This is a genomic window from Psychrobacillus sp. FSL K6-1267, assembly GCF_038003265.1.
Classification (GTDB): domain Bacteria; phylum Bacillota; class Bacilli; order Bacillales_A; family Planococcaceae; genus Psychrobacillus; species Psychrobacillus faecigallinarum.
On record NZ_JBBOOR010000001.1, the window covers coordinates 1,323,346 to 1,345,678 of the forward strand.

The 22,333-nt window shown below is 36.6% G+C and carries 23 protein-coding genes; 20 read left to right on the forward strand and 3 right to left on the reverse strand.

All coding sequences use genetic code 11. The features are described 5' to 3' along the window. Positions 1-76 precede the first annotated feature (76 nt). Complete coding sequence (locus MHB55_RS06440) at positions 77-349, forward strand: YlbG family protein (RefSeq protein WP_144537936.1); 273 nt, start codon at positions 77-79, stop codon at positions 347-349. 8 nt (positions 350-357) lie between these two features. Here MHB55_RS06440 and MHB55_RS06445 read toward each other — a convergent pair whose 3' ends face one another. Continuing rightward, entirely contained in the window at positions 358-744 is a 387-nt protein-coding gene (locus MHB55_RS06445; RefSeq protein WP_144537937.1) for a DUF7147 family protein, read from the reverse strand. Between the two features lie 52 nt (positions 745-796). Between MHB55_RS06445 and MHB55_RS06450 the strand changes: the two genes are divergently transcribed. From MHB55_RS06450 to coaD, 3 genes are read left to right on the forward strand one after another with little or no spacing between them, the layout of a single operon-like run. Next, the gene (locus MHB55_RS06450; protein WP_340862847.1) at positions 797-2,212 is read left to right on the forward strand and encodes a hypothetical protein; all 1,416 of its coding nucleotides are present in this window, start codon (positions 797-799) and stop codon (positions 2,210-2,212) included. A 16-nt stretch (positions 2,213-2,228) separates the two neighbouring features. Next, positions 2,229-2,804 carry a 16S rRNA (guanine(966)-N(2))-methyltransferase RsmD gene (gene rsmD, locus MHB55_RS06455; protein ID WP_144537939.1) on the forward strand — a complete coding sequence of 192 codons (576 nt, stop codon included), beginning with the start codon at positions 2,229-2,231 and terminating at the stop codon, positions 2,802-2,804. Next, positions 2,797-3,279: a pantetheine-phosphate adenylyltransferase gene (coaD, locus tag MHB55_RS06460; RefSeq protein ID WP_144537940.1), complete on the forward strand. Its 483-nt coding sequence runs from the start codon at positions 2,797-2,799 to the stop codon at positions 3,277-3,279. Before rsmD ends, coaD begins: the two co-directional genes overlap by 8 nt. A gap of 116 nt (positions 3,280-3,395) precedes the next feature. Here the strand turns inward: coaD and MHB55_RS06465 are convergent, their stop codons facing one another. Next, the gene (locus MHB55_RS06465) at positions 3,396-4,274 is read right to left on the reverse strand and encodes a hypothetical protein (RefSeq protein WP_144537941.1); all 879 of its coding nucleotides are present in this window, start codon (positions 4,272-4,274) and stop codon (positions 3,396-3,398) included. Between the two features lie 200 nt (positions 4,275-4,474). Here MHB55_RS06465 and MHB55_RS06470 point away from each other — a divergent pair, with 200 nt between their 5' ends. Next, positions 4,475-5,521: a SepM family pheromone-processing serine protease gene (locus MHB55_RS06470; RefSeq protein ID WP_154311189.1), complete on the forward strand. Its 1,047-nt coding sequence runs from the start codon at positions 4,475-4,477 to the stop codon at positions 5,519-5,521. Here the strand turns inward: MHB55_RS06470 and MHB55_RS06475 are convergent, their stop codons facing one another. Beyond that, positions 5,522-6,736 carry a nucleotidyltransferase gene (locus tag MHB55_RS06475; protein ID WP_340863957.1) on the reverse strand — a complete coding sequence of 405 codons (1,215 nt, stop codon included), beginning with the start codon at positions 6,734-6,736 and terminating at the stop codon, positions 5,522-5,524. A 388-nt stretch (positions 6,737-7,124) separates the two neighbouring features. Between MHB55_RS06475 and MHB55_RS06480 the strand changes: the two genes are divergently transcribed. The 15 genes from MHB55_RS06480 to MHB55_RS06550 all read left to right on the forward strand — a co-directional run bounded on the left by MHB55_RS06480 (position 7,125) and on the right by MHB55_RS06550 (position 22,289). Continuing rightward, a complete protein-coding gene (locus tag MHB55_RS06480) occupies positions 7,125-7,664 on the forward strand; it encodes a YceD family protein (RefSeq protein ID WP_144537944.1) in 540 nt (179 codons plus the stop codon). Between the two features lie 24 nt (positions 7,665-7,688). Further along, positions 7,689-7,862, forward strand: coding sequence for a 50S ribosomal protein L32 (rpmF, locus tag MHB55_RS06485; protein ID WP_144537945.1), 174 nt, complete (start codon positions 7,689-7,691; stop codon positions 7,860-7,862). Between the two features lie 88 nt (positions 7,863-7,950). Beyond that, entirely contained in the window at positions 7,951-8,712 is a 762-nt protein-coding gene (locus MHB55_RS06490) for an enoyl-CoA hydratase/isomerase family protein (protein ID WP_229653920.1), read from the forward strand. Positions 8,713-8,772: 60 nt separating this feature from the next. Next, entirely contained in the window at positions 8,773-9,174 is a 402-nt protein-coding gene (locus MHB55_RS06495; RefSeq protein ID WP_186318124.1) for a hypothetical protein, read from the forward strand. A gap of 222 nt (positions 9,175-9,396) precedes the next feature. Continuing rightward, positions 9,397-10,758: an acetyl-CoA carboxylase biotin carboxylase subunit gene (locus MHB55_RS06500; protein WP_340862848.1), complete on the forward strand. Its 1,362-nt coding sequence runs from the start codon at positions 9,397-9,399 to the stop codon at positions 10,756-10,758. Continuing rightward, positions 10,755-10,967 (forward strand): acetyl-CoA carboxylase biotin carboxyl carrier protein subunit, encoded by a 213-nt coding sequence (locus tag MHB55_RS06505; RefSeq protein ID WP_144537948.1) that lies wholly within the window; start codon positions 10,755-10,757, stop codon positions 10,965-10,967. Before MHB55_RS06500 ends, MHB55_RS06505 begins: the two co-directional genes overlap by 4 nt. Positions 10,968-11,155: 188 nt before the next feature. Beyond that, complete coding sequence (locus MHB55_RS06510; protein WP_340862849.1) at positions 11,156-12,697, forward strand: acyl-CoA carboxylase subunit beta; 1,542 nt, start codon at positions 11,156-11,158, stop codon at positions 12,695-12,697. Between the two features lie 154 nt (positions 12,698-12,851). Next, complete coding sequence (locus MHB55_RS06515; RefSeq protein ID WP_186318125.1) at positions 12,852-13,733, forward strand: 2-dehydropantoate 2-reductase; 882 nt, start codon at positions 12,852-12,854, stop codon at positions 13,731-13,733. After that, positions 13,726-14,112 carry a DUF3397 family protein gene (locus MHB55_RS06520; protein ID WP_186318126.1) on the forward strand — a complete coding sequence of 129 codons (387 nt, stop codon included), beginning with the start codon at positions 13,726-13,728 and terminating at the stop codon, positions 14,110-14,112. Before MHB55_RS06515 ends, MHB55_RS06520 begins: the two co-directional genes overlap by 8 nt. 66 nt (positions 14,113-14,178) lie before the next feature. Continuing rightward, a complete protein-coding gene (gene bshC, locus MHB55_RS06525; RefSeq protein ID WP_340862850.1) occupies positions 14,179-15,795 on the forward strand; it encodes a bacillithiol biosynthesis cysteine-adding enzyme BshC in 1,617 nt (538 codons plus the stop codon). A gap of 536 nt (positions 15,796-16,331) precedes the next feature. After that, positions 16,332-16,763, forward strand: a complete 432-nt coding sequence (mraZ, locus tag MHB55_RS06530) for a division/cell wall cluster transcriptional repressor MraZ (RefSeq protein WP_151110644.1) — start codon at positions 16,332-16,334, stop codon at positions 16,761-16,763. Positions 16,764-16,780: 17 nt separating this feature from the next. Further along, complete coding sequence (gene rsmH / locus MHB55_RS06535; RefSeq protein ID WP_144537954.1) at positions 16,781-17,731, forward strand: 16S rRNA (cytosine(1402)-N(4))-methyltransferase RsmH; 951 nt, start codon at positions 16,781-16,783, stop codon at positions 17,729-17,731. After that, positions 17,732-18,103 carry a cell division protein FtsL gene (gene ftsL, locus MHB55_RS06540; protein WP_154311185.1) on the forward strand — a complete coding sequence of 124 codons (372 nt, stop codon included), beginning with the start codon at positions 17,732-17,734 and terminating at the stop codon, positions 18,101-18,103. Further along, a complete protein-coding gene (locus MHB55_RS06545; protein ID WP_340862851.1) occupies positions 18,100-20,322 on the forward strand; it encodes a penicillin-binding protein in 2,223 nt (740 codons plus the stop codon). The genes ftsL and MHB55_RS06545 overlap by 4 nt, the downstream gene beginning before the upstream one ends. 101 nt (positions 20,323-20,423) lie before the next feature. Continuing rightward, complete coding sequence (locus tag MHB55_RS06550) at positions 20,424-22,289, forward strand: penicillin-binding transpeptidase domain-containing protein (RefSeq protein WP_144537956.1); 1,866 nt, start codon at positions 20,424-20,426, stop codon at positions 22,287-22,289. The last annotated feature ends 44 nt before the right edge of the window (positions 22,290-22,333 follow it).

Below are 22,333 nucleotides of genomic sequence, written 5' to 3' on the forward strand. Positions count from 1 at the left end.
TTTAACTGTCAGCTAGTTGTTGTTGCTATCAAAATCCTCCATATGTTATTCTTGAAGGAAGAAATGAGGGAAACGTATGACAGAACGACAAGGACTAATTGTCTATGTGCATCATTTAAAACAGGCAAAATCTTTAAGAAAATACGGTCATGTACATTATATTTCTAAAAAGATGAAATATGTAGTTTTGTATTGCGACCAAGACCAAATAGAAGTAGCTAAACAAAAAATGAATAAACTTCCTTTTGTAAAAGAAATTTTAGAATCGTATCGACCATTTTTAAAAACTGAGTTTGAAAATAGTAAACCAGATAAAGCGAAAGAGTACGATTATAAAATTGGGTTATAAAATACCCATTAATGGAATGGTGGTATATAATGGTTTAATCTTAATATGCCAATAATATACTGATAAAATAAATCATTGTCTGCAAAAGTAGACGAATGCTTGATAGAAATCCGAATAGGTTCCACATGTAACTCTTTTAATGTTTCTGTAAATGTACTTAGTCTTTTGGATTCAGGCTGTGTTTGGGGAATCCCTTCACGGCAAATATAAATTGGGAAAAAATTAGTATCATTCACGGGTTTTAGAGCAATTGCTATTGATATAACTTCCTTCCCGTTTTTCGGGGATGTGAAGATAAATGCTCTGTATATACGATCTTTGTTTACTCGTGCGAGTTCACAAAGCTCAAATGAATCTCCGTAACCTTCGCCAAGCTCTATAAAACGTTGGATCAATGAAAACACTTCCTTTCCAATCCATCTTACCACTTTGTTGGAGGACAATTCCATGAAAATTATTGTTGGCTTTTTATCCATGTTTTTAGTTGTTACAAACTGTGTTTTATTATTATTTCAGTATGAGGTTTACTCTTCTAATATAGATGAAGAGGGACAAGCCTTTTTATATGAACAAGAAATTGATATTCAGTTATTAAAGGATAGCGTTCAAGTGAATCAGCACTTTTTCGATCTTCCTTCAGAAAAGCTTTCTATCGCTTGGCCACTATCCAGCGAAAACAGAAGCTGTATTAGCAACAACATAGACAGCTGCGATAGATTAACTGAAGATTTAGCTAGCTTTCAAGAGGGAGAATCTTCTAGTCAAAGTATTTCTTACACTATACCTTTAAAAAAAGGCTTACAGGAAGGAATTATTCTTTCAGATTTTCTAAGTAAGATTGAAAATGGCGGTGTTTCCTATTCTACCCTACATATTACTGATTCTTTAAAAAGGGGAGGAGTTTGGGTAAGTGGTTTGCCCAATGTTGGTAATTCATCGTTAGACTTAATTGACTATTCTCTGTTTTTTGGTGAAGGCCCAGTACAGGATTTATATTGGCAACAAGAGGTTCTACCTATACAATACGAAAATCAGAACTTTACCATTTACTCCAAGGATCCAATCACAACCGGGCTTAAAGAACTATTGGATGAATTGCACTTACCTAATGCTAGTCATTCCTCGGTTTTATTTACACCAAACAAGAATGATGTGAATCCAAGCAGTATTTTATTTGTCCAAACAGATGATTTACCATCTATACAGAGGGAGCTAATTGTTAAAAATGTTCAAATGGGTTATAAGCTTCCTGCCGATAATCTTCTACTTGCAGAAGTGGTAAGCAGCTTTATAATGGAATCCCCTGTTGGAACCGAAAAATCAATTTGGATGTATGAGACACTTATTAATTATCTTACAAGTAGCCAGGCTCTAGAATGGAAGACTAAGTTAGAGGGGCAGAAACAGCTAAGTGCAGAGAAATTAGATAATCTTTTATCATCCATCATTGATTCAAAGACCTCGTTCTTTCATTTAAATGAACAGACTACAGAGAAATTTCCATTGCTGTTTGAGGATTTTCGAGAAGTGTATGTGAATAATAGCCTGCAAAAAGATATACATGTGTTGCTAAAGGATGGAAAGGTTCTATATGCTGCGGAGCCATTGTTAGATGTTCTTGGCTATACTTATGATGACACAGATAAAGGATTATATGTTCAGAATGCAACTAGAGCTTTTAGATTTCCGATTCAAGAGCCATTTTATGTTTATAATCAGAAGAGATATGATGCTATGTCAGAGCCATTTGAAAAAATTGGTTCAAAATTCTATATAGAAGAGACGTGGATGATTCGTTTGTTTTTATTGAACACTGATAAAAATGAAGAACGGATAAACTTGCAGGAAGCTACGTCTAACTAATGCTAGGAGAAATTGTATGAGAGTTATTTCAGGTAGTAGAAGAGGGCTTCCTTTAAAGGCGGTTCCAGGTACTAACACTAGACCAACTACTGATAAAGTAAAGGAATCAATATTTAATATGATCGGTCCATATTTTGACGGTGGGACTGCAGTAGATTTGTTTGCTGGTAGTGGAGGTCTTGGCATTGAATCGTTAAGTAGAGGAATCGATATATGTATTTTTATCGAAAAAGATCAAAAGGCTGTTCAAACCATCAATGAAAATTTGAAAAAATGTCGGTTAGAGGATGCAAGTGAGATTTATAAAATTGATGCTTCTCGTGCTGTAAAGGCTTTTGAAAAAAGATCATTAAAACTCGAATTGTTATTCGTTGATCCACCTTACAGTAAGACCCCTTTTTACAACTTAGTTGGAGAGATAGTCGAGAAGGGTCTTATGTCTGATACAGGTATTATCGTATGTGAGCATGAGAAAATGGTCGATTTGCCAGATTCCTATGGTAACTTTGAGCTTTCACGTAGAGAGAATTATGGAGGAACGGTTATTTCAATTTACCGCCATCAAGTAGAAGAGGAGAATTTAGATGAGTAAAATTGCAGTCGTTCCAGGAAGTTTTGATCCCATTACTTACGGACATCTTGATATCATTACTCGAGGTGCTTCTATTTTCTCAGAGGTCTATGTGGTTGTCTTGAATAATTCCTCTAAAAACCCTCTGTTTTCAGTAGAAGAGCGAGTAAAGCTTATTCAAGAAGTAACAGCTCATTTGCCAAACGTGAGAGTGGAAACCTTCTCTGGTCTACTAATGGACTATGCACAAGAAGTAGGGGCAAGTGCTATCATTAGGGGGCTAAGAGCAGTGTCGGACTTTGAATACGAAATGCAGATCACCTCTATGAACCGAGTTTTAAATGATGAAATCGAGACTTTTTTTATCATGACCAAAAATCAATATTCCTTTTTAAGCTCTAGTATAGTAAAAGAAGTTGCCAAGTACGGTGGTAATATAGGAGAACTTGTTCCTTCCCAAGTGGAACAAGCCCTAAAGGAAAAATATAAACATTAAAAACCTTACCTATTGGTGAGGTTTTTTTTACGAAAAGAAAATATCTATTTTTTAGATAGATATTAGAGGTTTGTTGCAAAAGTGTAACAGGTGCCTGGCACCTGTAACACTTTTGTTTATATTATTACAAAGATTAGTGGAATGATTAACATATGGAGAATTCGGAATAGGATATACTTTCGAATAGATATCCCTGCTTTTTGGGCAAGTACAATAATTTGCATATGAATACTTAAGCCACTAAATGCAATGATAAGAGCAACAACAAAGGGCAAAGAAGTAGATCCAGAAAGTATATCTCCCGCAAGGCTTATTCCTCCAGTCATTTCAAAAAATGATGATACAAACACTAGAGCGAAGGAGGAAATAGAAGGAATGATCTCTTTTAAGGATTCAAAAACGATATAGCTGACAGTTGTAAAAAATATAACGGTCGTCCCAATAAGCAATAGTATTTGAGAGGTTTCTCTAATACTTTCTTGGAATGGAGACCCACTTATTACTTTTTCATGGTTATTCATTTGAATAGGCTTTGAAAAAATAATGAATACTAGGAGGAACAAAATATTTACTACATGAATGATGATTAACAATTTAAGTCCTGCTATCTCGGCGTTAAATATTTCAATTCCTACAAATCCAATAACAAACATGGGACTCGGTGCATGACAGATAGCCAACAGCCAGCTCGCATTTCTTGCATTTAATGTGCCTATTTCTTTTAAAGAAGAGATAATAGCTGCTCCGCTAGGAAAGCCTCCTAGAGCAGTCAGGAGGTAAATATTAAAATAAAGTTTAAATTTGTTCTCAGTCTTTAAAAATCCTTGTTGGGAGCGAATGAACATCTGAGTAATAACTAAATAAGGCAATAAATAGGGCATGAGAGCAGTAGTAAAGATGCGCATACCCTCTAAGGCACCCTTATGTGAAACCCCTGGCTGCAAGAATAGGAGAATAATTAGTGCCCAACTGCCAATCGTAACAATAATATGCATTCTAATTCATTCCTTGTCTTCTAAAGAGAAAAATGCCTTTTCTCTCAAGCTTAGTTTTATAGTTGCTCAGTTTTTATGAGCTGTGTGTTCATTTTTACTCCCATCATTAGTAAAATTTTCTTGATATGTTTTGTCAGTCAAAAATGTAAGTGATAAACTTATACTTACATTTAATTATTTATGAAAGAGAGGGATAACTTATGAAGAAGATTAAACCAATCATCCTTCTTTTTGTTGTTGTAATCATTTTAGTGCTGGGCTTCTATCCAATGGAATCCTATATTTCTAGACCAGGTGGAGCTTATGAGCTTACGCCATTCGTTGAGGTCGATGGCGGAGATAAAGATGATGAAGGAACTTTTAGTCTTTTGACAATTGCCTTGTCCAAGGCGACACCACTGACGTATGCCTATGCCAAAGTAATGGATAGTCAAAAAATTTATAAAGCCAATCAAATTCGTCAAGAAGATGAGGATGAAGAGGAGTATAATGTCCGTCAATTAAAGCTTATGTCTGATTCTCAATTTAATGCTATTTCGGTAGCCTTCGATCGGGCTAAAAAACCTTTTACGGTTATTAACCATGGCATTTTTATTTTTAATGTTATAGATGGCGGTGGAGCAGACAATATCCTTAAAGCCGGGGATAAAATATTAGAAATGGATGAATTAACTGATTTGACAGGTGAGATCATCGCTGACTATCTGGCAAGTAAAAAAGAGGGCGATAAAATTCGTTTGAAGGTCGAAAGAGATGGAGATGAGCTGACAAAGGAGGTAACCCTTAAGGCGGTGCCAGGAGTGCTTGAAAAGGCAGGAATCGGTATTTCCTATACGGAAAATAAGGTAGTGGAAACTACCCCTGTAGTTGAGATTCATTCTGAAGATATTGGTGGACCATCTGCAGGTCTAATGTTTACTCTTGAAATTCTAAATCAGTTGCTACCAGAAGACATTACAAAAGGCTACAATATTGCTGGAACTGGTGAAATGTTACCAGACGGTACAGTTGGAAGAATTGGTGGAATTGATTTAAAGGTGATTGCGGCAGACAAAAAGGGAGCAGAAATAATGTTTGCTCCTGATGATGAGATTGCAGAGGAAATTCTTGCTAAAAATCCTGATCTAATTTCTAATTATGAAGAGGCTGTGAAATCTGCAGAAAAAATAGGCACAAAGATGAAAATTGTGCCTGTGAAAACTATTGATGACGCACTAGCTTATTTAGATAAGCTGGAGCCCAAATGATTATTGACGGAAAGGAATTTGACGAAAATCGCTTCCAACCATAGATGCTCCATAATTTGTTTGAAGACCCAAATAATAAAGATTTGCAGCTTTAATATCAAGTTGGAGTAGTATATTTTCCTTGCTTGCAGCCACTCTACTAACTAGAGGGAGCTGCAAGTCTTTTTTTATGGATTGCAGATAGGCTTGACCACTACTACTCATCGCTAGTGGACGAATATATGTCGGATACTCTATCGCTCTTAACTGCTCCCAAGTAAAATCAGTATAGATATGTGTCAGCATTCTTTGAATCCTTGTCCATGTGAAGCGTTTTGACTTAATTTGCTCCATGAAAGGCTGGAAGTGTTCATTCTTGACACCGGCATTCCAAATTGCATTTTCTATCCCTTCTGTAACCTCAGCATATTTAGCTATGCTTTTTTTGTTCTGACGCAAAATAATTAACCTTAATAACGGATAAAAGCGTTCCCAGCTACCGAAGCTTTCTGCATGCTCTAACCAATGCTCCAGACCAGCAATACTTGTTGATGGTAAAAAAGAATGAACCTTGGATAGCTCTTTCTCTTCAAAAAGCACCTTTCGAATTCCAGTTGCACTTGCAATGGATTCTGTTTCCTTCGCATCATCGTGGTAATTGGCAACTATTCTTTGTATAGTCGCAGGCTGAATTGGTGAATTTAATTGACGCGCTGCTTCAAGGTAGTGAAAGCCTAAAATGTTATTTGGCTTAGAGAGATCTACAAGTGGTTCTTCAGAATACCGTGAAATACTTTTGTATGCCTCGTTTAAAGCCTTTGGATAACTAATCCCTTGCTTCACAAATTGAGAAATAGCCTCGTTATACTCTATTTTTTTGGAAGAAAGCAAATTATACGTATGTTCAAAGGATGCTATGGATCCCTCCTCGCTTCCAAAACAAAAAGTATCACATTTTAGAGCGTCTAATAGGAAAATAGCTCCCTTAGCAAAATCACTTGCTTGAGCAGTGGCAAATGCATACGGTAGCTCAACAATTAAATCTACTCCAGCGTCTAAAGCCATTTTAGCTCTAGTCCATTTGTCCACAAGGGCAGGTTCTCCTCGTTGGAGGAAATTGCCCGACATGACAGCAATTGTTATGTCGCTAGATGTCTGAATTTGAGATTGCTTTAAATGATGTAAATGACCATTATGAAATGGGTTATATTCAACGACAATTCCTGTAGCCTTCATGATTTCCATTCCCTTCTTTTTTAAAGGTAAAAATATTTAATTTCTTGTTATCTAGTTTCTTTACTTTGCCCATCGAGTTCAAATGGGTAAAAAGCTGCGCAAGCAAATCTAAAATAAGTGCGTTTACTGTTGCTGAGAAAATGCCTACTCACAATTTCTCCTCTACTTGTTGGGGGTATAGAAAGGCGCTGGCGTATTTAGTGTTTCTAGCCAGATTTTCATTGGTGGAGCCATCTGAATCTTTAATTCGTCTGTTAAAAATATATGGAATGCATTTACTTTCCTTACTGAAAGTATAATGTTAAAATAAAGTAGTGACAAGAAATTATCTTGACATCTAAAACCAGTCATTATATAATCAACTTTGTTGTCTTGAGGTGATAATCGTATGAAATGGGCAATTCATCAGCTATCCAAATATCGTGAGAACGGTCTAGAATTAGATGAATTCGTGGAACTCGAAAATGTGAAGAAACGAAATCAGGACGTTCGAAAGATTTCACCCGTTCATGTAAAAGGGCACTGCACATTTGGTGCAGCGCAAATGACTTGTCATTTTCAGCTTTCAGGAACTCTAACATTACCATGTGCACGCACTTGGGAAGATGTAGAATATCCATTTGAGATTCAATCTGATGAAGTATTCAGTTGGTCTGATAGTGCACTCGCTTCTGCAAGAGCGTATGATAATTTTCATGTTGTAGAAGGGGATGTCATTAATGTCGACCCTGTTCTAGAAGAACTAGTTCTTTTAGAAATACCATTGCAAGTGTATAAAGAAGGTGCAGACCAATTTAAACACGAGGGTGGTACAGGCTGGAGCTACACAACAGATGAAGATCTGAATGATTTGCAAGAAGATGAACAACCAAAATTGGATCCAAGACTTGCTGAATTAGCTAAGTATTTTGATCAAACAGACGAATAATAGATCTGTAAGGAGGTGCCACCAATGGCAGTACCAGCTAGAAGAACTTCTAAAACTGTAAAAAGAAAACGTCGTACACATTTTAAATTATCCGTACCTGGTATGGTTGCTTGTTCAAATTGTGGTGAAATGAAATTGGCTCACCGAGTTTGTAAATCATGCGGTCAATACAAAGGGAAAGAAGTAGTGAGCAAATAATACAGTATTTGTTCCTTAAAAGGCTACCAAAGAGACCATGGCTCTTCGGTAGCCTTTTTCTCTATATTCATTTTAGGAGGTACGTTTTGTGGCTTATACAATGATAGAAAAAGAAGGCATCCTATTTTTTGAAATTAATCGACCAAATATACATAACGCTATCAACTTAGAAGTAATAGAAGGATTTAGACAGCTTGTTAATAATGTTAGAACAAACAAAACTTCTAAGCTGGTCGTTATTACAGGTGTAGGTGAAAAATCATTTTGCTCAGGCGGAGACTTGTCCGTTTTTCATAAGCTAAAAACTGCTGAGGAATCTTATAGTATGTTAAGTACTGTCGCTGAGGTGCTTTATGATGTGGCTACGCTAGAGGTTCCGACAGTTGCCTTAATCAATGGAACAGCAGTTGGCGGAGGCTGCGAGATAGCTACATTATGTGACTATAGACTTGTTAAAAAAGAAGCGAAATGTGGTTTTATTCAAGGAAAATTAGCGATTACCACTGGATGGGGTGGTGGAACATACCTTTTTGAAAAAGGAATGCGCTATGACAAAGCTTTAAAAATGCTAACTGAAGCAACTCCATATGATTCAAATGAGCTTCTATCAATCGGTTGGGCTACTGATCTCTTTGAGGGGGATAAATTAGATGCACTCAATGAATTTATCGCAAAAATGATTGTTCCTCATTCAACAGTTTTGAAGGCATACAAAAAACAACTCATAAGAAAATGGGAGCAATCTCAATTATTCGAGAGAATAATGGAGGAAGTAAAAGAATGTTCAATTCTTTGGGAGGCAGATGTGCACCATGAGGCAGTAAATTCTTTTTTAACAAAAAAGAAGTAAAATAAGAGTCTATTTATACCCACTTTGCATATATTAATAAAAAAGCAAAGGGTGATTAATGTGAATGTTAAATTGAGAAAAGATAGCTGGACCCTCGAAGAAGACAATCTACTAAAAGAAATAGTATTAAAAAAGATTGAACAAGGCCACACCCAAATCTCCGGATTCCAGGAAGCAAGTGTTTTGTTAGGACGTTCTAAACAGGCTTGTGCATTTAGATGGAACAAAAATCTTCGCCCACAACTTTTCCCAAAAGAAGATTCCCCGAAGGAAGAAAGCTACAAGGAAACAGTAACTGATCCCTCTTCCCTTCAAAACCATTTGCAGCTTGCAATGCAAAGCTATGACCAGATGAAAAATTCCTATGATGAAATATCTACTGCGTATAATTTACTGAAAAGAGATTACGAGGTATTAGTGAACTGGGCCAAACAAGGTGTTCAACATATAGACAGAAATTAGCCAAGAAGTCTCTAAATTATAGAGACTTTTTATTATGGCTACGACCATGTTAGCTTTTGAGGAGAGATGACAACTTTGTTACAGGTGCCTGGCACCTGTAACAAAGTTGTCATCTAGTAAACAGGAGGAATTTACCCATTTTTAGGATGAAAGTTGAATTCGCTTTCATTTATCGTATAGACTAATAGGGGGGAGAAATTTTTTGACAAAGGGGAGATACATATGAAAAAGCTATTAATAGCAAATAGGGGAGAAATTGCAAGACGTATTATTAAAACATGCAAACGGTTGAATATTGAGACAGTCGCTATTTATTCGGAGGCGGATGAACAGTTGCCTTATGTAAAAGAGGCTGATTATTCTTTTCATATCGGACCAAGCCAGGTACAGCAATCGTATTTAAAAGCAGACGAAATCATTGAACTGGCAAAGAGAGAAGGCGTTGACGCTATTCACCCAGGCTATGGTTTTCTATCAGAAAATGCAGAGTTTGCTAGAAAAGCGGAGGCTGCTGGGATTAAATTCATTGGACCTAAGCCCGAAACAATTGAAAAAATGGGTGATAAGATTGAGTCACGTATAACAATGATTAAAGCAAATGTTCCAGTAGTTCCGGGTACGGAAGAAGGGCTTAACTCTTTAGAGGCTGCACTAGAGGCAGCTAATCAAATTGGCTACCCCATTATGCTGAAGGCAAGTGCAGGTGGCGGTGGAATTGGAATGATTAAATGTGATGATGAGGCGACTCTTAGCAAGCATTTTGATTCCATTAAAACAAGAGCAAAATCCTATTTTGGAAGCGATATAGTATTTTTAGAAAAATTTATAGAGGCTTCAAGGCACATTGAAGTACAAATCTTCGGGGATACAAAAGGAAATATTGTTCATTTGTTCGAGCGTAATTGCTCTGTACAAAGAAGAAATCAAAAAGTATTGGAGGAATCTCCATCTCCTAACTTTCCTGAGGAAGCTCGTTTAAAACTATATGAAGCAGCAGTAAACGCAGCTAAAGCGGTCGATTATGTAAATGCTGGTACTGTTGAATTTATCGTAGATCAAGAGCATCAATTTTATTTTCTAGAAATGAACACGCGCTTACAAGTGGAGCATCCTGTCACAGAAGCAGTAACGGGCTTTGACTTGGTAGAATGGCAGCTAAAGGTTGCTGAGGGAGAGGAGTTGCCTGTTAAGGAACAGCAAAATATTACTTCCAATGGGCACGCGTTTGAATTTAGAATCTATGCTGAAGATCCAAAAACATTTTTCCCTTCTCCGGGAACTATCTCAACTCTTTCATGGGGAGACCTGACTGAGGTGCGAGTAGATGCTGGGTATGAGGAAGGTGATAAAGTAACGCCTTTCTATGATCCGATGATCTCAAAAGTCATTATCCATGCAGATAACAGAAAATTAGCAATTGAGAAAGCACAAAAATTGTTTTCTTCTGCTAAAATAGAAGGAGTAAAAACTAATATTCCACTGTTTAATCAGTTTTTACATGATAGTAACTTTACAAGTGGAATATATTCAACGTCCGTTTTAGGGGAATGGATGGCCAAACAAAGGGAGGAAATTTCAAAATGAAGAATTTAGAATCAACGATGGCAGGGACAGTATTTACAGTAAATGTAGCAGTTGGTGAAGAAGTAGAGGCAGGACAAGTAGTAATGGTTCTTGAATCGATGAAAATGGAAATACCAGTAGAAGCAGACACTTCTGGGAAAGTTTCAGAAATCAAAGCACAAGTTGGAGACTTCGTTAACGAAGGTGACGTATTAGTAACCTTTGAATAAGTTTTTAGTTTGTAATTATTCAAGATAATTAAAACAGAGGATACCATTTACATTGGTGGTGCTCTATTGAATATTATTGGAATTGACGCAACTATGTATAAAATCATTGTTTAGTAGTTTATTCTATCAAGTTTGTATCAGTCGGTGGAATGGCCGGCTGAAACTACTTGAATTGGGGGTTTTGCAAAGTGGGAGAAACAAAAGGGTATAACGACAAATTAGAAGAAAAGCTATCGTCCATATATGCAGGGGGACATTCTAAATATCATGAAAAAATGAAGGAACAGGGCAAGCTATTCGTTCGTGACCGTCTTAAGCTATTATTTGATAATGGAGAATACGTTGAGGATGGTCGCTTTGCAAACGTGGAGGCTAGTGACCTACCAGCGGATGGCGTAGTTACTGCTACTGGTAAAGTGAATGGGCAAACTGTTTGCGTAATGGCAAACGACTCAACAGTAAAAGCGGGGTCATGGGGCTTTAGAACAGTTGAGAAAATAATTCGTATACAAGAAATTGCTGAAAAAAATAGAGTACCTTTGTTATATTTAGTTGATTCTGCTGGTGCTCGTATTACAGACCAGTTGGCTATGTTCCCTAATCGCAGGGGGGCGGGAAGAATCTTCCATAATCAAGTAAGACTTTCTGGGTTTATCCCTCAAATCTGCTTGTTGTTTGGACCTTCTGCTGCTGGAGGAGCATATATTCCAGCATTTTGTGATATTGTATTCATGGTAGAAGGCAATGCCTCTATGTATTTAGGTTCTCCACGTATGGCTGAAAAAGTTATTGGGGAAAAGGTTACATTAGAAGAAATGGGCGGTGCAAGAATGCACTGCACAGTAAGTGGAGTTGGCGATGTCCTTGTATCAACAGAAGAAGAAGCAATTGAAGAGGCGAAAAAGTACTTAAGCTATTTCCCCGCTAACTACACAGAAAAGCCTAAAAAAATAGAACCTAAGGACATTAAAGTTGGCAGAACGCTTGAAGCAATTATTCCAGAAAATCAAAATGCTCCTTTTGATATGTACGAGGCAATTGATGCTCTAATAGATGAGGGTTCGTTCTTTGATGTTAAAAAACTTTTTGCTCCAGAGTTAATTACTGGATTCGCTCGAATTGAAGGACAAGCTGTTGGCATTATAGCTAACCAACCTAAAGCAAAAGGCGGAGTACTATTTGTTGATTCGGCAGACAAGGCAGCTAAATTTATTTCGCTTTGTGACGCTTTCTCTATCCCTTTATTGTTCTTAGCAGATGTGCCAGGATTTATGATTGGAACCAAAGTGGAACGAGCAGGAATTATCCGTCACGGAGCAAAGCTAATTGCAGCCATGAGCTCAGCAACAGTACCTAAAATTTCGGTAATTGTACGTAAAGCATATGGGGCTGGATTATATGCTATGGCAGGCCCTGCATTTGAGCCTGATGTGTGTATTGCTCTTCCAACAGCTCAAATTGCTGTTATGGGACCTGAGGCTGCTGTAAATGCGGTCTATTCAAACAAGATTGAAGCAATTGAGGATCCAAAAGAGAAACTGAAGTTTGTTCAGGAAAAGCATGCAGAATATAAGGAAGAAATTGATATTTATAAACTTGCTTCCGAAATGATTATTGATGAGATTGTTAAGCCAAGTGATCTACGCAATGAATTGGCTGACCGTTTAAGATATTATGAAAATAAAGAAATAACAATTGCACCTCGAAAACATCCAGTACTTCCTGTATAATCTTTTTTAACTAAGGTCTACCCTAGAGGTAGGCCTTTTTCAAAGGATATATATTTTTTTCAAGGTTTATATTTGTCGTTTAACATAGGACTTGTACTTTGCTTAAAGAGTTTCTTAAACAAAATGTAATAAATAATATAGGGAGGAAATGAATTTGCGCATTGGAATTGTAGGGGCGGGAGCAATAGGTATGTTATTTGGTGGCTATTTATCAAAGCATGGACATGACATAACCTTTTTAGTAAGAAATAAAAACATAGAACAACTATACATACAGCAAGAAAATTTGTCTGAGCCAGAGCCGATTAAATGTCAAATAGTCTCTTCAATAGCAACTATGAATCAAATGGAGTTAATTATAGTGGCAGTGAAATACCACCATCTCTCTTCCTTAAAAAAAGATTTAGATTCCTTACCAAGAGAAATTCCTCTAATGTTTATACAAAATGGTTTACTCCATATACAATTTATAGATACTTTAAAACAATCAAACATTATACTTGGGTCTGTGCTTCATGGAGCGACCAAAAGTAACCCTGCTACAGTCCAACATTTAGGAGTCGGTGTGACATCAATAGGGATATATAAAGGGAAATGGACATCTCTAGAGCAATTCCTACATAGTAATATAGAAAATTTCCCTATTCAATATTCTCAAAATATATACCAAATCCTGTTTAAAAAAGCATTGCTTAATAGTTTAATAAATCCACTGACGACAATTGCTCATGTACAAAACGGAGAGCTTATTAAAAATGAATCGTATAAAGAGATATTACGAAGTATTTATGAAGAAATTTTAGAGGCATTCGTTGAGTGCAAGGAACTTTTATCGTGGGAGGAAGTAGTGTCACTCTGCCAAAATACAGAAAAAAACTACTCATCTATGTTAAAGGATTATCAAAGTGGTCGTATCATGGAAGTGGAGACCATAGTGGGAGCGATTTTAAGAGAAGCTGAAAATAGAAATAAAGCCTTACCAATCTTAAATACTTTTTATTTATTGTTAAAAGAAATGAATAAAGCAGGTGAATGACATTATTAATCTAATTTCTGCATTTATTTTAATTCCAGCCATTTTATTTATATTTACTTTCGCAGTTGCTAAGTATGCTCTAAAGAAACGAAAAAAGTCTATTGGAATTGCGGCAGACATTACTACTTTTCTATTATTTTTCTCTGTATCCATCGTTTTCAATATTGTTTTTGATAAGGAGATAGGCTTTTTAATCATAATTATTGCCATCCTGATAGCCACGCTACTTACTATTTTGGAATGGCGTAGCAAAAAAGAAATAGAGGTCCAATCATTACTCCGTAAAATATGGAGGCTATTTTTTATTTTGCTTTGCGTAACTTATGCACTTTTATGGTTAATCGGAGTAATCCGATATGTTTTAAAGTATATAAGCTAATAATTTTTATCTCTTTATCATGAAATGATATACTCTAAAAGGATTATATTAAAGAGGTGGAAAATCGTGCGATTAGAGCAATACACACAACCATTTGTTTCCTCATTCTATCAAACATATTTAGAGGATACTGAAAGCCTATCTTCATTCTTTCACTATAACTGGAACCAAGAGGCTTTAAACAAAAGAATTCAGGAAACTGATTTTACTAATCATAAAAGAACCGAACTGGTAGAAGTAATTACTAGCTATATGAACATGTTTGGAATTTCAGAAAAAAGTAAAAAGCATTTAGAGGAATTGAAAAATAATGGTGTGGTTGTAATTGGCGGACAGCAGGCAGGTTTACTGACAGGCCCTATGTATTCCATCCATAAAGCAATTTCTGTAATTGCTCTTGCAAAGCAACAAAGAGAAATACAAGGAGTACCAGTAATTCCTGTATTTTGGATTGCGGGCGAAGATCATGATATCGATGAAATTAATCATATTTACATAGAGAAAAGTAGAATGCTTCATAAGCTCGTCTTCCCTGAAAAATCAAAGTTAAAGAAAATAGCCTCTGAAACAACATATACGAAAGAAATGATGATTGTATATTTAGAGGAAATTTTCAAAAGCTTACCTGAAACAGCATACACAAAAGATCTATATAATAAATTCGTTATTCTTATAGATGAACATTCAACCTATACATCTTTCTTTACGGCAGTAATGAATGAATTGTTTTATGAAGAAGGATTGCTGATGATTGATGCTGCGTATAAGCCACTTCGTGAATTAGAATCAGCTTTTTTTCTAGAAATGATTAACCGCTCGGCTGAATTAGGATCATTAGTTTTTCATCAAGAGCAAAAGCTTGAACGATTAGACTACGGAACACCAATTCAAGCGAAAGAAACTGCAGCAAACCTGTTTTATGTAGAGGACGGCGAACGATTCCTTCTAGAGAGAGAAAACAATCTTTTTATACATGAAGCAAAAGGTATTGCCTTTACAAAAGAGGAACTTCTCCTTATCGCTCAAAATACCCCTGAAAAGCTTAGCAACAACGTAGTTACTCGTCCAATTATGCAGGAAATGGTTTTTCCTGTTTTAAGCTTCATCGGCGGTCCTGGCGAAATTGCGTATTGGGCAACCTTAAAGCCGGCATTTGAATTATTCGATATGAAAATGCCAGTTATAACACCAAGACTTAGCGTAACACTTGTTACACCTAAGGTTCAGACGATTCTTAAGAAACTTGAATTTTCAGTTCCAGATGTATGGAGTGGAGTAGTGGGACAATCTAAGGTACAGTTTATCGAACAAAATAGAAATGAAGATATTCCAAAATACATCCAGTCTATTAAGGATGAGCTGTCCAATAAGTATGAAAAACTTGAGGAACTACTACTAGAAAACGATCTTAAGTTAACACCTTTAGTAGAAAAAAACTTGAATTTTCATTTCAAACAGCTTACCTTTATCGACCATGCTGTGGAAGATACACTTTTATCTAAATTAGATTCGTCTATTTATCGTTACGACCAATTAATGATGGAGTTAATGCCTAACGATGGTTTACAGGAAAGAGTTTACTGTCCTGTTCAAGTGTTAAATGAAATGGGTCCAACTCTCATCCAGGAATTGTTGCAAATTCCATACAAATTCAATGGTAAGCATCAAGTAGTTTTTCTATAAGGTTTATCAATTCCCCACCTTAACTGGTGGGGGATTTTTTCGTTTTTGTAGCTTTGAGCGTTTACTTTGATATGTACGGTGTTATTTTGGTGAATGGATAGATTTCTCGTCGCCCTCAACTATAGGATTATCTATTATTCTATTATTTTCGCTAATTACAAAAATAGTAAGAATGATAATTTGGTATTTTTTTAGGATTAGAAAAATTGCTTATTTCTCGGTGGTAATTATACATTCAGCATAACTCAGTGTCATTAAGAAACTTATAAAGACGAGAAGAATGAATATCTTTTTTTGATTTGAAAATTATATTTCAGTTTTCATTTAAATTTATTCTAAATTTAATATAAAACAGGTTTATATTTTCTGAATACGGGTATGCTTTTTATCTTATAAAACCCTGTCGTATTCGCTCTAAACTTGTTTCAACAAGTACTTATTACGCATTTTGAAAAATTGTATGCTTATTTAAGAAAAAAATGTGGAGGAAAGTGGAGGGATGTGGTATGTTATTGACATAAAGTGGGGTGAGTAGCATGTTCATGGGCGAATACCAGCATAACGTCGATCCCAAAGGGAGAATAATCATACCTTCTAAATTTAGAGAGCATTTAGAGGAATGTTTTGTTTTAACCCGTGGTCTTGATAATTGCTTATTTGGTTATCCTATGAATGAATGGCGAAAGCTCGAAGAAAAGTTAAAAGAACTACCCGTTACTAAAAAAGATGCACGGGCATTTACTCGTTTTTTCTTTTCTGGTGCCACTGAGGTAGAAATTGATAAGCAAGGCCGCATTAATATACCGAATAATCTTCGGTCTTATGCAAAGATGGACAAGGAGTGTATTATCCTTGGTGTTTCTAATCGTTTAGAGATATGGGCTAAGGAAGCATGGGAAACATACTTTGAAGACTCTGAGGATTCATTTAACGATATTGCAGAAAATATGATCGGCTTTGATATATAAGAAATGGAGGGAAGAGCTTGTTTCATCATACAACAGTATTACTCCACGAGACGGTAGATGGACTAGCTATTCGTCCCGATGGAATCTATGTAGACTGCACGCTAGGCGGAGCAGGTCACAGTGAGTATTTAGTAAAACAGCTTAATGAAAAAGGTAGATTAATCTGTTTCGACCAAGATACCGTAGCAATAGAAAATGCAAAGATTAAGTTAGCGCCATACCTAGAGCAAGTAACGTTTGTTCATGCGAACTTTCGATACTTAAAAGAATCATTATATGATTTAGGAATAGAAAAGGTCGATGGGATTTTATACGACTTAGGAGTTTCTTCTCCTCAGCTAGATACCCCTGAACGAGGCTTTAGCTATAACTACGATGCCCCTCTTGATATGAGAATGGACCAAACAAGCGAACTAACAGCCTATCATGTGATCAATGAATGGCCCTATGAAAAATTAGTTAAAATCTTTTTCCGTTATGGAGAAGAAAAGTTTTCTAAGCAAATTGCTAGGAAAATTGAACAGGCAAGAGAAGTATCACCTGTCGAAACTACCTTCCAGCTAGTAGAGTTGATCAAAGCAGGAATACCAGCTGCAGCTAGGAGAACAGGTGGGCATCCTGCAAAACGAATTTTTCAAGCAGTTAGAATTGCGGTTAACGATGAGCTTGGAGCAGCGGAGGAATCTCTGGAGGACGCAATACAGCTTATTAAAGTAGGTGGAAGAATAAGTGTGATTACCTTCCATTCCTTAGAGGACAGACTTACTAAGACTATTTTTAAAGAAGCTTCATCTTTACCAAACTTACCGCCAAACTTGCCGGTCATACCTGCAGGAATGGAGCCAATGTTAAAGCTAGTTACTAAAAAGCCTATTTTGCCGTCTGAGGCTGAGCTAGAAGTTAATAATCGTTCAAGATCTGCTAAGCTACGAATTGTGGAAAAACTAATCGAAAAGGGAAGTGTTTAAATGGCTTTACGTAATTACCAATCCGAACCATACATAGCTAGGCCTTCTTTTCCGGAGCAACCACCACAACCAAAGAAGCCAGCAATACAGAAAAGTAAAATATTTTCAAAAGGTGAAAAAGTTTTGTTTTTAGGTTTATTAAGCATTGTTACTATTCTGTCTTTAATGATTGTCCAAACTCAATCAACTGTAAGAGCAACTACAAAGGATATATCCTTACTAGAACAACAAATAGATACTACTTCAAAAGAAAATACAGACTTGTCCATACAAGTGCGTGAATTATCTACCTATGATCGAATTTGGAAAAAGGCGGAGGAACTCGGCTTGAAACTAAATGAGCAAAATGTAAAGGTAGTACCAGGACAATGAATAAGAAATTTCGTTTTCAATGGGGAGCCTTTCTAATGTTTTTACTTTATGGAGGGCTCTTTTTTGTATTACTTAGCCGCTTCGTATTTATTCAAGTGACAGGAACAGCAGAAGGACAGTCTTTGGCAACTAAGGCAGAATCTAAATATAATAGAGTTCAAGAAATTCCAGCGAGCAGAGGAGAAATTCTAGATCGCAATGGGGAAGTCATCGCTGAAGATACACTTAGTTATAAAATGATTGCAGTTACTAGGGAAGATGTATCTAACAACAGTTCTATTCCTCGTCATGTAGTAGATCCAGGGGATACAGCAAACATACTTGCTGAATATATAGACCTCCCACAGGAAGAAATACTAGAAATATTGAACAATGGAATAGAAAAGGACAAGTATCAGGTAGAGTTTGGGAAAGCTGGACGGGATTTAAGTCACCAAAAAATGTTAGAGATTAAGAGTTTAGAATTACCTGGAATTATGTTTATCCAGGATTTAAAAAGATTATATCCTAACGGCACTTTTGCTTCTCATTTAATCGGATTTGCTTTAAAGGAAGAAACAGAGGATGGCAAATCTAAAGCGGTTGGTAAAATGGGACTAGAATATATTTACGACAAAGCACTAACTGGGACACCAGGAAAAGTGGAATATCAAAGCGACACAAAAGGGTTTTTACTTCCTAAGGCAGACAAAATGGTCACAGATGCACAAGACGGCTATAACATTCATTTAACACTAGATAAAACGATAGAAAACTTTCTAGAAGATGCTATGAATAAAGCAGAAGAAAAGTATAAGCCAGAAAAAATGACAGCAATCGTTGCAAATGCTAAAACTGGAGAGATTTTAGCGATGTCTCAAAGGCCAACATTTGAACCTAATACACGCGAAGGATTATCAACTAACTGGTTAAATGAAGCAATAGAGCAAACAATAGAACCAGGTTCCACGATGAAGATTTTTACACTTGCCTCTGCAATAGAGGAGGGTGTCTGGAATCCAAATGAAAAATTTAAATCGGGTACTTATAAAGTGTTTGACCGTACAATTAGAGACCATAACAATGGGTTAGGTTGGGGACAAATTTCATATTTAGAGGGTTTCCAAAGGTCTTCTAACGTTTCTATGGCTTTTTTACTAAATAAGATTGGCGATGAAACCTTTATAGAGTATATTCGTCGTTTTGGTTTTGGGCAGCCCACGGGTATAGACCTTCCAAATGAAGCAGCTGGAATTGTAAATGATAAATATCCTATCAATAGAGTTACCACTACCTATGGGCAGGGAGTAACTGTAACGCCAATTCAAATGGTTCAAGCTATGACAGCTATTGCAAATGAAGGTACTATGATGCAACCATTTGTTATTGATAAAATTGTAAATCCCAATACAGGCGAAATTATCGAAGACAATGAACCAGTTGAAAAGAAATCTCCAATTTCAGCTAGTACTGCAAATCAGGTGAAGGACATTTTAGAAAGTACAGTTACTTCGGATCATGGAACTGCCCAACGATTCAAGCTAGAAGGATATACTTCTGCAGGTAAAACTGGTACAGCTCAAATTCCAAAAGGTGATGGTTCCTATTTATGGGGGAGACAATTATTCCTATACTCATTCTTAGGTATGGCGCCGGTAGAGGACCCACAGTTAATAGTTTATGTAGCAGTTCATAAACCTAAGATTAAAGATACGGAAGTAGGTTCTCAGCCAGTAGCAGAGATATTTAATTCCGTTACAGAAAGTAGCTTAAAGTATTTAAACATAGAACCTGAAAATCTTGAATTGTCTAAGCCTATTACAATGCCAGATTTAGTTGGAAAAAATTTGGTTGATATCCAAATGGATTTAGAAGCACAAGGCTTGAAAACTGTTATAATTGGTCAGGCGGATAAGGTTGTTGAACAATATCCTAAGGCGGGTACTTCAGTTATTTCTAAAGGAACGGTCTTTGTTAAAGGTAGTGGGGAAATACAGCTTCCTAACTTTAATGGTTGGTCTAAAAGAAATCTAATGATTTATAAGTCACTTTCTGGACTACCTATTGAAATAATTGGTGATGGTTATGTTTCTAAGCAAAGTTTAACAGCAGGATCAATTGTTACAAGCGAGACACCGATAGTTGTTCAACTATCTACTCCTCAGGAAGTAGCTGATCCAGTCGTAGAAAAAGAAGAAACAGAAGAAGTCGAAGAAACAGAGCAACTACCACAAGACTAGAAGAGTGATAGAATAGTTACTGACGTTTTTTCATAAGCTATCTAAAACGGGCTAAAGGAGAAAACTTTATATCTAAACTTAAGCAAGTTATTCGATTACGGATGATATGGATTATCACGCTTCTGTTGTTTATAGCGGTAGCAGGAAAGCTTATTCAGCTTCAGTTTGTCCAATTTGAGGAACTAACTACTAAAGCGAAGGAAAGTTGGGACAGAGAATTACCCTATGCTTCCGAGAGGGGTAATATACTCGATAGAAATGGTGAGGTAATTGTTGGGAATAGGCTATCACCAACTCTATTTTATATGCCATCTCAAAACAAAGAGCCTGACAAGGTTGCAGAAGAGATAGCTCCACTATTAGAGGTAGAAGAGCAAAAATTATACGACCAAATTAACAAAAGAGCATATCTTGTTAAAATAGCTCCTGATGGAAAAAATATTACCTCTGATTTGGCTATGCAAATTCAAGATAAAAATATTAAAGGATTGTATGCTGGGATTGACTATGTAAGAGATTACCCGCATGGCAGAATGTTGTCCAGATTACTTGGTTTTACTGGATATGATGCACAGGGACTTGCTGGGATTGAATATCAATACGATTCCGTACTGAAGGGGAAAGAATCAGCCATTCGTATGTTTACGGATGCAAAGGGGATTCCACTTCCCCATGTAGATGACGGCTGGAAAAATGGACAAAATGGCAACCATGTTCAGCTGACTATTGATATGAAGATACAGACTGTTGTAGAAAGAGAACTGTCTCAAGCTATGGACAAATATGAAGCTACTCAAGGTATTGCTATAGTAATGAATCCAAACAACGGGGAAATTCTTGCGCTTGCTTCCGCACCGAACTTTGATCCGTCCTCCTATCAAGAAGTCGATTCTACTGTTTATAATCGTAACTTACCAGTTTGGATGACTTTTGAGCCAGGATCTACATTTAAAATTATTACATTGAGCGCAGCCTTAGAAGAAAATGTGGTGGATTTAGACAATGATCATTTCCATGATGCAGGTTATACGATAGTAGAGGGTGCGAGATTGCGATGCTGGAAGCGTCAAGGACATGGCAGTCAGACATTTTTGGAGGTTGTTGAAAATTCCTGCAACCCAGGCTTCATAGAATTAGGCAGAAGAGTTGGACCTGATAAGCTTTCAGAGTACATTAAAAAATTTGGTTTTGGTCAATCCACTGGTTCTGGAATGGCTGGAGAATCCTCGGGTATTCTATTTAGCAAGGATGCATACGGACCTGTCGAACATGCTACGACTTCTTTTGGTCAAGGTATCTCTGTAACACCAATCCAACAAGTACAGGCAGTGGCAGCTGCTATTAATGGCGGTTATCTATATAAGCCATATATCGTAAAAAATATATTGGATGGAGAAACAAAAGAAGTTTTATCGAAAGCTGAACCGGAGATGAAAACTCAAGTAATTTCGGAGGCTACATCTCAAAAGGTTCGTGAGGCTCTTGAACATGTTGTGGCCCATGGATCTGGAAGAAATGCTTATCGAGACCAATTGCGTATCGGTGGAAAAACTGGGACTGCACAAAAGGTTCAAAACGGTCGATACATGGAAGGGGAATATATTGTTTCTTTCATTGGTTTCGCGCCAGCTGATAACCCAGAGCTTATTGTATACGTGGCGATTGATAATCCTAAACATAGCACACAGTTCGGAGGAGTTATAGCAGCGCCAATTGTTGGTCAAATAATTGAAGATTCACTTGAAGTTACTGGCAGTGGTACTCAGCTAGAAAAAGATTACAGATGGGGTGACGTCCAAACTGTTAGAGTTCCTGACTTAGTAGGTACCAAAAGAAAAGAAATTACATCTTATATGTATCCATTTAAAATTGTTTGGCACGGGGATGGGGATGAAATTTTAACCCAATTACCTAAAGAAAACAGTCTTATTCCGTTAGATGGGACGATACATGTTTACACAAAATAAAAATAACTATAGTACATTCGTAAATAGTTGTGCGTATTTAAGGA